Origin of the sequence: Paraburkholderia sp. Clong3 (assembly GCF_050436485.1) — a bacterium.
Classification (GTDB): Bacteria; Pseudomonadota; Gammaproteobacteria; order Burkholderiales; family Burkholderiaceae; genus Paraburkholderia; species Paraburkholderia tuberum.
The window spans coordinates 2,874,700-2,888,045 of record NZ_JBNDMH010000002.1 but is presented as its reverse complement, the minus strand read 5'-3'; the positions used below and the strand labels follow the sequence as shown (position 1 = coordinate 2,888,045).

The following is a 13,346-nucleotide window of genomic DNA, read 5'->3' as shown; positions in this document are numbered from 1 at the left end:
GAGCCATTCCATTGAAAGGATTGCAGGTCCGACCGGCGGCAAATGGCGGTTGTATCTCGGACGCCGTCGTTGATGTTCCTCCGGCCCGAAGGGCCGATGCGGGTCGGGAATGTGAGTTCGCTGATGCAGGAAGCTGCCGTCTGGCTGCTCGATGCCGCCATCGTCAGCAATCCGCCGCATTGCTGACGCAGAACTCAGCCCGGCCCAATGTCGGCAATTGCCGAAGGGACTAAACCGCTCGCGCGGTAGGGGGCTGCGGCCCGTCTCTGGCGGCGAATGGGAGGCCAGTGGCGCCGGCGCTTATGTTGGTGGTTGAGGCAATCCGCCTCGTCCTCCAGCAGGAGCCCCATCATGACCTCCTCCGATCCGGGCATCAGCCCGCTGCGCCGCCGTATGCTTGAGGACTTGCGCATGCGCAAGTTCGCACCCAAGACCCAGGCCGCCTACCTACGTGCCGTACGTCAGTTCGCCCGATACCTCGGGCGTTTACCCGATACCGCCACTGTCGAGGACCTCCGGGACTACCAGCTGCATCTGGTCGATCACGGCGCGTCGCCGGTGTCGCTGAACGCCGCGATCAGCGGTCTGAAGTTCTTCTTCGAAGTCACGCTCGGCCGGCCTGAGCTGATGGCGCGGATGCAGCCGGTACGCGTGCCTCGCACGCTCCCGGTTGTGCTCAGCCCCGAGGAGGTGCGCCGGCTCATCGCGGCAGCCGGAAACCTCAAGCATCAGACCGCGCTGTCGGTCGCCTATGGCGCCGGGCTGCGTGCGAGCGAAGTGGTCGCCCTCAGGGTCAGCGACATCGACAGCCAGCGCATGACCCTGCGCATCGAGCAGGGCAAGGGCCGCCGTGACCGCTACGCGATGCTCTCGCCGGTCCTGCTCGAACGTCTGCGCGTCTGGTGGCGCGTTGCCCGTGCCCAGGGCTGCATGCTCGATGGCGGGTGGCTCTTTCCGGGCCTCGATCCGATCGACCCGCTCAGCACGCGGCAACTGACCCGCGCCATCCATGCGGCCGCCGAGACCGCAAACATCGACAAGCGCGTATCCATGCACACGCTGAGGCATTCCTTTGCCACGCACCTGCTGGAACAGAAGGAGGATATCCGCGTGATCCAGGTGCTCCTTGGACACAGGCAGATCGAGACCACCACGCTCTATACCCAGGTTGCCACTGACCTCCTGCGCAAGGTGGTCAGTCCGCTGGACCGCCTGCCCGCCGGCTAGCCCGGCCGCACGCGGAGCACCCCGTGCTGGAGGTCGCGGATATCTTCCGCGCCTGCGGGCCGGCGTGGCGGCGCACGGTAGCGCTGAGCCTGGGGCAGCTGAAGGTCATGTCGGCCATCGAACAGTGCCGCAGTGCGGCACTCGGGGGGCATGTGCTGCGCTGCGCCGGCTGCGACCGCATCGAGGTTGCCTACAACTCCTGCCGCAACCGTCATTGCCCCAAGTGCCAGGGCAGTGCTGCGCATCGCTGGCTCCAGGCACGCCAGGCCGATCTGCTTCCGGTCGGGTACTACCATGTCGTCTTCACGCTGCCCGCGCCCATCAGTGCCATCGCCTGGTACAACAAGGCCGTCATCTACGGGCTGCTGTTCGATATCGCCGCCGAAACGCTACGCACCATTGCCGCTGATCCGAAGCACCTCGGCGCCCAGATCGGCGCGACGCTCGTGCTGCACACCTGGGGCTCGGCACTCACGCATCATCCGCACGTACACGGTATCGTCCCCGGTGGTGGGCTGTCGCCCGATGGTCAGCGGTGGATCGGATGCCGGCCCGGCTTCTTCCTGCCGGTACGTGTGCTATCGCGCCTGTTCCGCAGGCGCTTGCTCGAAGCGCTCACGGACGCGCACCGGCACGGCCACCTGCAGTTCTTCGGCCAGTACGCTGAACTTGCCGACCCAGCTGTCTTTGACGTGTGGCTTGCGCCGCTGCGTGCCTGCGAATGGGTCGTCTACGCAAAGCGTCCCTTTGCAGGACCCGAAGCAGTGCTCGCGTACCTGTCGCGCTATACGCACCGCGTCGCGATCTCCAGCCAGCGCCTGCTTGCATTCGATGAACGCGGCGTGACCTTCCGCTGGAAGGACTACCGTGCGAAGGGGCACACCCGCTACAAGACCATGACCCTCGAAGCCGGCGAGTTCATGCGCCGCTTCCTGCTCCATGTGCTGCCCGGTGGCTTCCATCGTATCCGTCACTACGGACTGCTCGCCAACCCGGTGCGCCGCGCCAGTCTCGCGAAGGTCCGCGAACTGCTGCACGTCGCGACCGACGTCAACACATCAGCTCACGAAACCGTCATCGAAACGCGCCCCGCCTTCATCTGCCGGCACTGCGGCGCGCCGATGATCGTCATCGATATCCTTGCGCGCATTGCACCGATCCGCGCACCACCCACGCGCCGGGGCGAGATATGAGCGCCACTGTTCCAGGACGAACAACCCGACCCTCGGCTTTGCGGCAACGCGGCCCACGAGCAGACCTTTGCGTCTGTCGCTTCGCACAGGCCCTTGCACGTCCGTTCCGCCATCACGATGGCGCCACTGCACCGCTTCGGCACAACCTCAGCCCTCAACCGGCCTCCCGCCTGACCACGCATCCCGCAACACCGCTCGCCATCCCGGGCAATCAATCGCCATAGCCCCGAAGACTCCATTGCATCAGAGCACTCCGCGGTTTCCTCCCTTCAGGTTTATTCAACGCCTGCCCGCACGCGCCGGCGCGCACCCCGAGTCCACGGACATGGGCAGGCATCGAACAAACCTCAAGAGCATCTGTCTCTGTACGCGAGCCGACGAATGGCCGTTGTACCTCGAATGCTGCCCTAAAGGTGTGAATGGCGGTCGGAATCCGACATTGGATGGCGGCGTCGGACAGCCGGGCGACGCGATTGCTGTTCAGCCCGGCGACTCTGGGACGTTTCATGAGGCTCACATTCGGGTGCGTCGGAGGGAGCCCGTAGGGCGAGCGCAGACGCACCGGGGATGTTCGGTTCGGCAGGGGGATGACGCGGGAATCGGGATGCGGTAGAAGAACGACTACAACTGACCGCCGAAGAAACAGGCCCGACACCGGTCCTAACCGCCAAGTTCATTCCAGTGTCGAGCCCCACACGCGCACAACGGGGTACGGGTGCCGGGCCAGTATGGCACGGCTGATCCGCCTCGTCGATTCCGCTTCGGCATTGACGGGGACTGCCGATGCCGGCCACTGGCCGCCTCTTTCTGTGCGCCCGCTGCCGGGCGCAGGTCGTCGTGTGCCGCCGTTGCGATCGCGGCCAGATTTACTGCGGTGGCGACTGCTCACAGGCCTCGCGCCGCGCCCGCCTGCGCGAGGCTGGCCAACGCTATCAACTCAGTCGTCGTGGCCGCTTTGCACATGCCGAACGGATGCGTCGCTATCGTCAGCGCCTCAATAAAGTGACGCATCAGCGTTCCCCGACACCCGTCGCCAATGCTCTACTGCCACTGACTTCGACGACGACGGCCACCGCATCGACATCCACTGTCGCCGCGCCCGGATCGACGCCTTGCTGCTTCTGTCGCCGCATCTGTTCGGGCCTTGTACGCATCGGGCCACTGCGCCGTCGGGTCTTCCGTGATGTTCGTACTACTACTGACAGAACAGGAAACGACCCATGACCATTGGAGCTGAACTCGAGGCGCAGATCCTGCGCTATTACCACGTGGAGAAGTGGCGTTGCGGCACCATCGCGCGCCAGTTGCGCGTGCACCGCGGCACCGTCCAGCGCGTGCTGGCCCAGGCCGGCCTGCCCAGGATTGGCGCCGTGCAGCGAGCCTCACAGATCGATGCTTACCTGCCGTTCATCCACGAGACGCTAAAGAAGTTTCCCTCGCTCACGGCCAGTCGCCTGTATGCGATGGTGTATGAGCGCGGCTACCGGGGCAGTCACCACCACTTCCGGCACCTGATCTCGCTGCACCGGCCACGCCCGGTACCTGAGGCTTACCTGCGCCTGCGCACGCTGCCCGGGGAACAGGCGCAGGTCGATTGGGCCAGCTTCGGTCACCTGCAGATCGGTCGGGCACGACGACCGCTGATGGCCTTCGTGATGGTGCTGTCGTGGTCACGGCAGATCTATCTGCGCTTCTTCCTCGATGCCCGTATGGACAGTTTCCTGGCAGGACATGCCGGCGCCTTCGAAGCATGGTCCGGGGTCCCCAGGGTTCTGCTTTACGATAACCTGCGTAGCGCCGTGCTTGAGCGTCAGGGCGATGCGATCCGCTTCCACCCGACATTGCTCGCGTTCGCCGCGCATCATCGTTATGAGCCTCGTCCGGTGGCTGTCGCACGGGGCAACGAGAAGGGGCGCGTTGAACGGGCAATCCGCTTTGTACGCGAGAGCTTCTTTGCCGCTCGCAGATTCACGGACCTCGACGATCTCAACGCCCAGGCGGCAATCTGGTGCGCGGGACCCGCTGCTGAGCGGCCCTGCCGCGAAGAACCCATGATCACCGTGCGCGAGGCCTTCGGGCGCGAACAGCCCAGCCTGCTCACGTTGCCGGAGAATCCGTACCCGTGTGAGCTGCTTCTCGCCGTGAAGGTCGGCAAGACGCCCTACGTGCGCTTCGACCTGAACGACTATACGATCCCGTATACCCATGTGCGACGCACGCTCACGGTACGAGCTGATCCCCGGCGCGTACGCATTCTCGACGGCGCCGATCTGCTCGCCACCCATGAACGCAGTTACGATCGCGGCGCGCAGATCGAGATTGCCGCACACATCGATGCGCTCGTCGCAAGGAAGCACGAGGCCCGTCACCATCGCGGTCTTGATCATCTGGCCCGGGCTGCGCCGGCCAGCCGGACCCTGATGCTGCACGCCGCTGAGCGTGGCGGCAATCTGGGCAATATCACCACGCACCTGCTGCGACTGCTCGACCGCTATGGCCCGGCCGAACTGCAGGCCGCGATCGAGGAAACCCTTGCCAGCGACGCGGCGCCTCATCCCAATCCGGTACGTCTGGCGCTTGAGCGCCGGCGCGAGGCACGGCAGGCCCCGCCGCCAGTCACCCTCATCCTGCCCGAACACGTGCGCAACAAGGACACGCTGGTGACACCACACCGGCTCGACATCTACGACCAGCTTGCGGGAGGCGCCGATGAACACGCCTGAGAACCTTCATGGGCGCGCGAACGCCCTGCGTCTGTACGGACTGCTCGCGCATTGGACCGATGTGGCCGCCGAACAGTGGGTCGCGCCGCTGTTGCAGTGGGAAGAGGATGAGCGCGCCCGCCGATCACTGGAGCGACGTATCCGCGATGCCCGCCTGGGCAACTTCAAGCCGCTGTGCGACTTCGACTGGAGCTGGCCCACGCGCTGCGACCGGCTTGCCGTTGAAGAGTTGATGTCGCTCGGGTTCGTCAGGGATACCGCCAACGTCGTGTTGATCGGCCCGAATGGTGTCGGCAAGTCAACCCTCGCGCTCAATCTCGCCTATCAGGCGCTCGTGCACGGTCACACCGCGCTGTTCACTACCGCCGGTCAGATGCTCGGCGAACTGGCCGCACTGGACAGCGATTCGGCGCTGCGTCGACGCCTGCGCCGCTATGCATCCCCTGACGTCCTGGTGATTGATGAGGTCGGTTACCTCTCGTACTCAAACCGCCACGCCGATCTGCTGTTCGAACTGGTCAGCCGCAGGTACGGATCGGCAAGTACCGTGGTCACAACCAACAGACCGTTCTCCGAATGGCACGAGGTGTTCCCGAACGCCGCCTGTGTCGTCTCGCTCGTTGACCGGCTGGTCCATCGCGCCGAAGTCATTGCCATCGAGGGCGAGTCCTACCGGGTCAAGGAAGCGCGCGAGAGGGCCGAGCAACGCGCCAGCAGACGCAGTAGCGCGCGTGCGGAGAAGAAATCATGAAGCGCCTGGCACACCTGCCTTCGGGCATCACCCGTGGGCTCGACTTCCTGATACCGGACAACTGGTCGCCGGAACAGGCGCTCGCCGTCGTCGAACTCATCGGGGATCTGCGTGCCCGGATCTGCATGCACTATGACCTCGCCCTGCATGACCTGCTGCACGAACAGCATTCCCCTCCCGAGGATCCCAATCTCAACGACATCGGCGATCCATTCTGATTGGGACCGGCCACCCCGACCGAGGCCGTCAACGGCGCTTCATTGTTGACGGTCCTGGTGAACCTTGTGCCGCCATTTATGTGCGGATTTACGCCGCCGTCAACAAAAGGTCGAGTTGGCTCGACGGACCGCAATGGGTCGAGGATTGCGGTAGGGATGCCCATTACTGAGCACCCCCCGCACAGATCCCGGCGTGCCCAATTCGGGCACCGGGCTCCTACCTCGGGTGTTTGACGGCAAATCGCCGGTCGGGCCACGGGTGAAGGATTCGAGGTTGCGGGAGCCAAGCATCTGCGATCCGCTCGACTCGCTGCCACGTCATGTGATCCTTTTGACTGCGGCGCCGGAGCGCCCGCCGCCACAGATCAACGACGTGGTATCGAAACGCGCAGAGTGCTCGGGAGTTCGTAGGTACTGCGTGGTACGCAAAGTACCCGCGAACCACCTGCCTGAGCCATTTCCCTTGTGCAGGAATCGGTTCGTGCATGCGCTTCCGTAGCGCCTCCTTGATCTGCCTGAGTCTCGCCCGCATCCGATCCCCTCGGGTCTTCCGCTGTAACTGGAAAGCCCCGCGACGAGACCGGCCGCAGATAAAGATGAAACCCAGGAAGGTGAAGGTCTCCGGTCGGCCAAGGCCTCGACTCTGGCGGTTGACCGCTGCGTAGCGGCCGAACTCCAGCAGTCTCGTCTTGTCCGGGTGAAGCGCAAGCGAGAACTCCTCCAACCTCAAACGCATCGCGTCCCAGAATCGCCGCGCGTCGGCTTCGTGCTCGAAGCCGACAACGATGTCATCCGCATAACGCAGGATGATCACGTTGCCTTTGGCTTCCCGCCGTCGCCACCGGTTGGCCCAGAGATCGAAGACGTAGTGCAGGTACACGTTCGCGAACAGCGGTGAAGCCACTGATCCCTGTGGTGTACCGGTCTCACTGACGCTTATCTCTCCGTCTTCCAGAACACCCGCCTTGAGCCACTTGCGCACAAGGCGGATGATGCGCTGGTCGCCGATCCGGTGCTCAATGAAACGGACTAGCCAACTCTGGCTAACCGAGTCGAAGAAGCTCCGAAGATCCGCGTCCAGAATCCAGTTCACCGGGGTGTGGGTGATGGCCGTCGCCAACGCATCCAGCGCATCATGTTGACTACGCCCGGGCCGGAACCCGTACGAGAAACCAAGAAAGTCTTCCTCGTATATCGCGTTCAGCACTTCCACCACCGCACGCTGGACGACCTTGTCTTCAAGCGCGGCAATCCCCAACGGTCTCTGTTTCCCATCCGGCTTGGGTATGTACTGCCGCCGAACAGGCAGTGCCCGATACGCTCCACTGTGTACCTGCGCGAACAGGCGCTGGAGATTCTCTTCCAGTCCTGCCTCGTAGTACCGCCACGTCAGGCCATCCACTCCAGGCGCCGCATTGCGTTTGAGCGCAAAGAATGCCATCCGAAGCCGGTCGACTGTGACGTGGTGTAGAAGCGCGGTGAACCGTTCCTTCTTCCGCTGCCTTGCAGCTTGCCGTACACGTTCCAGCCCCTGTGGCACGCTTGCCCGGTTCTGCGCCCGGTGCGTGTGCGGCTGACCCGTGTTCCCCTTGGTCCCCGCCCTTGGCTCCGCCCACTCCGCAGCTGGTTCCCCAGCCTTGTTCGCAGGCTTCATCGCTACTACGGCGGAGTCTGACTTCTCCCGTCCGTTCATCATCGGCTACGGCTCCTCGCCTTCCCGATGCGGACCTGTCCATCCTGCGGCAGGCCAGACTGGAGATCTCCCGTATGCGCAAGTGAAGAGCGATTTGCAGATACTCGCAGGCCGTGTTAAAGCGGACATCCGCACAAACACAGCAGAGGATCTGTACGATGACGGCAAGACGAACGACCATCCGGCAACTGCCGCTGACCGAGGTCGTTGACCGCGACACACCCGGCGCGACGCCGGTCAGCATCACCACACCCGAGGGCGGCACGATCTATCACACGGTCCCGCTCGCAGACCCCGACACCGGCGGGCGGCGCGACGCCCGCGCGCAGTGGACCGTAGGCACTTTCCCTCTCTTTCCTGTTGTTCGACTCGCTGATGGTGCGCCGTGGGCTGAGGCGAACCTCTGGCTCATCGATATGATGGAGTCGAAGTCGTCGCCCAACATGCTGACGTTCGCCAGCATCGCAGACGACCTGGTGGCGTTCCATCGCTATCTGGATGACGAGGGCGTCGACTGGCTGACGTTCCCCGCGAACAAGCGGCAACGTCCGACCTACCGCTATAGCGCCTCGATCAGGCTGGCCGTGCAGGCAGGCGAACTATCTCCGGGCGTTGCCAGGCGTCGTATGGGCGCCGTGGTGCGCTTCTATCGCTGGCTCATGACCGAAGCAGGCTTCAAGCCCGCGAACGCGCCGTGGGTCGAATCCGGCCGTTTCATCGAGTTCAGGGACCAGAAGGGCTTCAGCAGCACGATCGAGGTCAAGACTACCGACCTGTCGATCAGCGGCCGGCGCGCAGAAGACCCGTGGGACGATCACATTCAGGACGGTGGTCGCCTGCGCCCGCTCCCATCTTCCGAGCAGTCGGTGCTGCTTGAATCGTTAGCCGCTCTCGACAACACCGAGATGACGCTCATTCATCTGTTCGCGCTATTGACGGGCGCCCGCATCCAGACGGTACTAACCGTGCGCGCGAAACACGTAATGCGCAACCCCGGCGAGTTTCACGGCGACGACATCCGTCTCGCCTGCGGGCCGGGTACGGGCATCGACACGAAGGGCGGTGTCAAGGGCGTGTTGCACCTGCCGCGCGGTTTCTATGAGCGGCTGTACATCTACGCGCACAGCGATCGTGCGCGCAAGCGTCGCCAACTGGCAGATGGCGGCGATCACTCCGGCCAGCCGCTCTTTCTGAGCCATCGCGGTGCGCCGCTCTACGAGGATCGCGCGTCGCGCGGCCCGCTCAGCACGGGCCCGCGCGTGCGCCGCCACGTCAAGACCGGGCAGGCCGTACGCCAGTTCATCAGGGACGAACTGTTGCCCATGATGCGCGTGCGGCTCGGCAACCCCAGATACGAGTTCAGCTTCCACGACCTGCGCGCGACTTTCGGGCTGAACATGGTCGACTCGATGACCGCGAACGAGACGAAGTACACGCGGGCACTCGATCAGTTGCGGCAGTTGATGTGGCACGTACAACCGTCTACGAGCGAGCGCTACCTCGCTTACCGCGATAATCGCAAGCTGTTCGACGCTGTACAGGACGGCTGGGGAGCGCACCTGTCGACGCTGGTCACGCGCACCCTCAACACCGCGGTGGCATCATGAGCCGCCAGTACGAGGAAGTTCGCATGCCGCTCGCGGAAGGCACGACGCTGCTGCACCCCAAGCGGGCGCTGCTCAGGTGGGAGGGGGTCAGCAAACGTTCCGATATCGGTCAGATCTGCTATCTGACGCGTGACACGTCGAGCCCACAGCGCTCGCGACACACTTTCGACCACACAAGCTTCAGCAGCGAACGCGCCAGGATCGTACGTCTGCTGGTGACCCAGCTTTCCGGGCGTATGACATTTGGCGCGATGCGTCCGGGGACAATCAGCACAGCACTGCGCGGCGTGCTTGAGTTCGTCAACTGGGCCGACAGGCAAAGCCTGCATCAGGTGCTTTGTGACGAGAAGGCTACCGCAGAGGCGGTTCATCGCTACTTCGCGGAGAAGCGCGAACAGGTCTCGCTGGGCAACCTGAACCGCAATTCCATCGCCCACTATCAGCGCAGTCTGTTGTCGATGCTACGTGAATTCTTCAGAAACGACGACTTCTGCGCCGATGCGAGGGTGCTGCGCCGCCAACAGGATGCTTCAGTGCCGACTGCTGTGCCTGACGTCGAAGCACAGGCCGCCCTGCTCGCGTGGGCTGACGCGCTCTTCCGCAGCATCAGCGCGCTGGTGCTCGACTTCAAGCCGTACCCGGTGCGCGTAAGCACGACGCGAGGCGAGAGTCTTTGCCTTGTTCCACACCCACATGGCCGTCGTGAAGGCGACGACTCGCTCGGCCTGCCTGGCTGGAATCTGGAGGCGGGCGAGCTGCGCACCCGGGAAGAACTCACGATGCGCACGACTGAGGCCGGAGCTAAAAATCCTCGTCAGCGCTCGGGGGCCATCGCTAGGCGTGCGGCTAAACATCTTGCGTCGGCGAACGAGGACGCGCAATCACCGATCCGGCGCTCGCACGCTTCGATGGCGGCCTCCTGCTTCGCCGCGCTGTTTCTGGCCGAAACAGGCGTCAACCTCGCGCAACTGCTGGCCATGAAGTGGAGCCCGGAGCTGGCTGCGAGCCTGCAGGATGCGTCGGTTGCGCGTCAGAAGTTTCGCGAGGTCAAGTACCGTGCAGGCGGCAGCGAGGTTACGTTCACCGTCTCGCTGGGCTTCATGCCAAAGCTCAAGGGGTATTTGGCGTTGCGCGAGTATCTGGTTCAGGACGCAGACTGCGACGCGTTGTTCCTCGTAATCGGGCGTTCCGCACAGCAACGACAACTAGTAGGTCTTCCACCCCATTTTCTAGCTCAGCTTTACCGTCGACTCGACACATTCGGGATCGTGCTGCCGCGCGTGAGCGCACGTCAGTGGCGGGCGGCCAGGCAGGATTGGGCGGTGAGCAACCACGGGCCTGTCGTCGCAGCCAGGCTGATGGGGCACTCGCTGGCCACGGCGCTGCGCTCGTACTCGAACGGTACGGATGCCGCGCACAAGGCTGAGATGGGCGCGTTCCTAGCATCGGTCGAGAAGACCGTGCTGAAGCCTGGCGACGACCCGGCGGGCAGCATCAGGAGCGGTAGCCGGGCGTCCGAAGCTCGAACTGACCGAGCGTCTGAACCGCGCGAAGGGCGACGCAAAGAATCTGCAGGCACAGCTTGACGAATCGCTGGCTCGTGAGCTCGCACTACTGCGTCAGGTGTTCAACCTGCGCAAGGAACTGGCCGCTCTGCGTGGCGGTAGCGTCCTGCCCCTGCAGCCGCGCTAGATCGGGTCGATCATCTCCGCTCGATATCAACTGCGAAACTTGCGGCGAAAGATGGACACTCTGACGGTCATTGTGTCCATTTTTTTTGCTAATTTTATGGACACCCCGCAGCCTGCTGATTCCAGTATTTTCAAGGCTCCGTGTGATGTCCATTTTTTCTATCTTGCGCGTACTCCCGGTTCCCGAACAAGGAGCGTGCGCACATGCCAGGTTCTACGACCACGCCGGGTCATCCGGGCGCTCGCGATTGCGCGCTCAGACGTTTCGCCTTCCGCTACACAGACAGCGTCGGCACCCGGGATCAGTTTTCTATCGTGGCTCAATGGCTGGCCTGCACGTACCCCTGCCGACGCTTCGCCGACATCCTCGCGGATGCCTGCGCACGGCTCGGGGCCGATGTGGTTCGCTATTCCTTCATCGCAGTGGACTTGCACCACCTACTCCTTGCCGGTCTCCCGGCGCACCTGTGTGAAAACGCAAAAGTACTCGGTTTTCGGGTGTCGCTTTACCCTTCCCAAGTTGCTGCCAAGCCGATACGGCGCGATCTGAAGGGTCGGTTTTTCAGAACGCCGCGTTCAGCATGCGTTTTCACACAGCCTCGGTCGCGAGCCGCCGACCGCCGTCAGGCAGGAGTCGGGCCAGAAGCCGTCATTGGCTCAGTCGATCGGCAAGCCATTCGCACGTCGGCTTCGCCAGTAAGCGGCCGTTCAGCCGGAGACAATCCGCATCGCATCATCGGCAATTGCCCGGGAGCGGCACATCGATCGCCGACTATGCAAGTCCCATACGAGAACGACCTGCATGGCACTTACCCCTCGCCGTTTTGATCCACAACGCGCCGGGCTGATTGCTTTGAAACAAGCGTGTCGCTGTGCCCAACCGAAAGAAGCGGCCCGCGCGGCGCTGCAGATGCTTCAGGTGAACTAGGCACTCGAACAGGAGCAAGACCAGGGGTCGACGATCAGGCACCACCGGTAAGCTCCAACTGTCTCCTCCCTCCGCACCGCACCGCACCGTTGCCAGAGTTACCCCCGTGAAACTCCCGAGCTTCTTTTGTGTGCGGTTGGTGCCGGTCAGCCCCGCCGGGCCAACTTGTATTTCACCGGTTGAAGGTGGAACTCGCCATTCAGCTCATCCAGCGTCAGCTCGCGGTACGACGGCTTTTTCCCAGCCCCGAAGTTCACCAAGGCAATCGTTGCGCAATCGCCCTTGTGCTTGAAGAACTCAATCTGCCCCGACGAGATGTACACGTTCTCGCCCTCCTCCATCCCGCTCGACTTGACCTCGATAAAATGTTCCTGGACCCCGTCCGGCGTTTTTCGCAGCGTCCGGATGTCAAACGGGGACGTCGGAGCCGCCTGGGACGTCCACTCAACCTCGCTGGTCTCCCGACCGATAGACTTCACGTAGTCCAACTCCCGCTCGTAGACGAACCGCTCGCCCCGGTAGCCGATTTCGGTGTCGGGCATCCCACCGCCGCCAGCCGCCCCGCGCGTACGTTTCGGCTTGTCCTCGCCGACGCCCAGGCCGTAGCGATCGCTGATTCGACGGAGCACATCGAGCTGGCGTTGGAGCACCGCCTTCTCGGATTCGCCTGCGGAGCGGAGGGCGCCGACGGCCTGATTCATGGCCTCACGAATGATGTTTGCCGCGTGATCCTCGCCGATGTAACGCCGCCCGTATCCCCAAGATCGCAAGACTGGCGTATAGACACCGTCTCGCATGTCGTAGGCGAGCGGCGGCGTGATCAGGGTCACGAGGTCCGCCGGCGCTTCCGCGTGAAAAACGAGGGGTTCCACGCCGTCGATCTGGACAGGTTTGCCCCGCGCCTGCCCCTGTGCGCTGACGATGCGCGCGCCCGCGTGCACACCCACGACGTGCGCCGACAGCTCCTGATCGCCTTTGTACGTGAACGAAAAGAACACGAACTCATCGCCCCGGCGCGAGACACCGGGGACGCACGTCGGCGGAAGGTAGAACCGTACCGTGTCAGATTCGCCCACTGCAAAGTTGACGCATTCGTGAAAGCCGTTTCCGCCGACACCCTCCTCGTGGTAGAGCCGGAAGTATTCGGCGTACTCGTCCTCGCCGGGCACCACCGAATATTTCAGGTGGGGTGCCAAATAAGAGCGGTGGTCGTAATGGATTTTAATGGCGGCGAAGTTCGGCATATTGATTGTTGGTGGTTACCCGTCCCCGAACTATACAAGACCGTCGCGAACCTCGACGCGTGCGGGCCGAT

At 63.5% G+C, this 13,346-nt stretch carries 12 protein-coding genes; 8 read left to right on the top strand and 4 right to left on the bottom strand.

Annotated features, from left to right (window positions below; all coding sequences use genetic code 11):
* Nucleotides 1–42 precede the first annotated feature (42 nt).
* The 3 genes from OKW30_RS17440 to OKW30_RS17430 all read left to right on the top strand — a co-directional run bounded on the left by OKW30_RS17440 (nt 43) and on the right by OKW30_RS17430 (nt 2,420).
* A complete protein-coding gene (locus tag OKW30_RS17440) occupies nt 43–186 on the top strand; it encodes a hypothetical protein (protein WP_429347213.1) in 144 nt (47 codons plus the stop codon).
* A 165-nt stretch (nt 187–351) separates the two neighbouring features.
* The gene (locus tag OKW30_RS17435) at nt 352–1,227 is read left to right on the top strand and encodes a tyrosine-type recombinase/integrase (RefSeq protein ID WP_184062687.1); all 876 of its coding nucleotides are present in this window, start codon (nt 352–354) and stop codon (nt 1,225–1,227) included.
* A gap of 23 nt (nt 1,228–1,250) precedes the next feature.
* Nucleotides 1,251–2,420, top strand: a complete 1,170-nt coding sequence (locus tag OKW30_RS17430) for an IS91 family transposase (protein WP_429345668.1) — start codon at nt 1,251–1,253, stop codon at nt 2,418–2,420.
* Nucleotides 2,421–3,305: 885 nt separating this feature from the next.
* On the opposite strand, the gene OKW30_RS17425 is transcribed toward OKW30_RS17430, so the two are convergent.
* Both OKW30_RS17425 and OKW30_RS17420 read right to left on the bottom strand, forming a co-directional pair.
* Nucleotides 3,306–3,431: a hypothetical protein gene (locus OKW30_RS17425; RefSeq protein WP_256211476.1), complete on the bottom strand. Its 126-nt coding sequence runs from the start codon at nt 3,429–3,431 to the stop codon at nt 3,306–3,308.
* Nucleotides 3,431–3,574: a hypothetical protein gene (locus OKW30_RS17420; protein WP_176133875.1), complete on the bottom strand. Its 144-nt coding sequence runs from the start codon at nt 3,572–3,574 to the stop codon at nt 3,431–3,433. The genes OKW30_RS17425 and OKW30_RS17420 overlap by 1 nt, the downstream gene beginning before the upstream one ends.
* A gap of 66 nt (nt 3,575–3,640) precedes the next feature.
* On the opposite strand from OKW30_RS17420, the gene istA reads away from it, so the two are divergent.
* The 3 genes from istA to OKW30_RS17405 are packed head-to-tail and all read left to right on the top strand — an operon-like array spanning nt 3,641 to nt 6,112.
* A complete protein-coding gene (istA, locus tag OKW30_RS17415) occupies nt 3,641–5,143 on the top strand; it encodes an IS21 family transposase (RefSeq protein WP_429345680.1) in 1,503 nt (500 codons plus the stop codon).
* Nucleotides 5,130–5,894, top strand: coding sequence for an IS21-like element helper ATPase IstB (istB, locus tag OKW30_RS17410; protein ID WP_429345679.1), 765 nt, complete (start codon nt 5,130–5,132; stop codon nt 5,892–5,894). The genes istA and istB overlap by 14 nt, the downstream gene beginning before the upstream one ends.
* Nucleotides 5,891–6,112: a hypothetical protein gene (locus OKW30_RS17405; protein ID WP_429345678.1), complete on the top strand. Its 222-nt coding sequence runs from the start codon at nt 5,891–5,893 to the stop codon at nt 6,110–6,112. Before istB ends, OKW30_RS17405 begins: the two co-directional genes overlap by 4 nt.
* Nucleotides 6,113–6,329: 217 nt before the next feature.
* Here OKW30_RS17405 and ltrA read toward each other — a convergent pair whose 3' ends face one another.
* Nucleotides 6,330–7,808, bottom strand: coding sequence for a group II intron reverse transcriptase/maturase (gene ltrA / locus OKW30_RS17400; RefSeq protein WP_429347212.1), 1,479 nt, complete (start codon nt 7,806–7,808; stop codon nt 6,330–6,332).
* A 155-nt stretch (nt 7,809–7,963) separates the two neighbouring features.
* Here ltrA and OKW30_RS17395 point away from each other — a divergent pair, with 155 nt between their 5' ends.
* On the top strand, nt 7,964–9,412 hold the full coding sequence (locus OKW30_RS17395; protein ID WP_429347211.1) for a site-specific integrase: 1,449 nt from the start codon (nt 7,964–7,966) through the stop codon (nt 9,410–9,412).
* A complete protein-coding gene (locus OKW30_RS17390) occupies nt 9,409–10,998 on the top strand; it encodes an integrase (RefSeq protein ID WP_429347210.1) in 1,590 nt (529 codons plus the stop codon). The genes OKW30_RS17395 and OKW30_RS17390 overlap by 4 nt, the downstream gene beginning before the upstream one ends.
* 1,179 nt (nt 10,999–12,177) lie before the next feature.
* On the opposite strand, the gene OKW30_RS17385 is transcribed toward OKW30_RS17390, so the two are convergent.
* Entirely contained in the window at nt 12,178–13,275 is a 1,098-nt protein-coding gene (locus OKW30_RS17385; RefSeq protein WP_429347209.1) for a protein NO VEIN domain-containing protein, read from the bottom strand.
* Nucleotides 13,276–13,346: the final 71 nt, after the last annotated feature.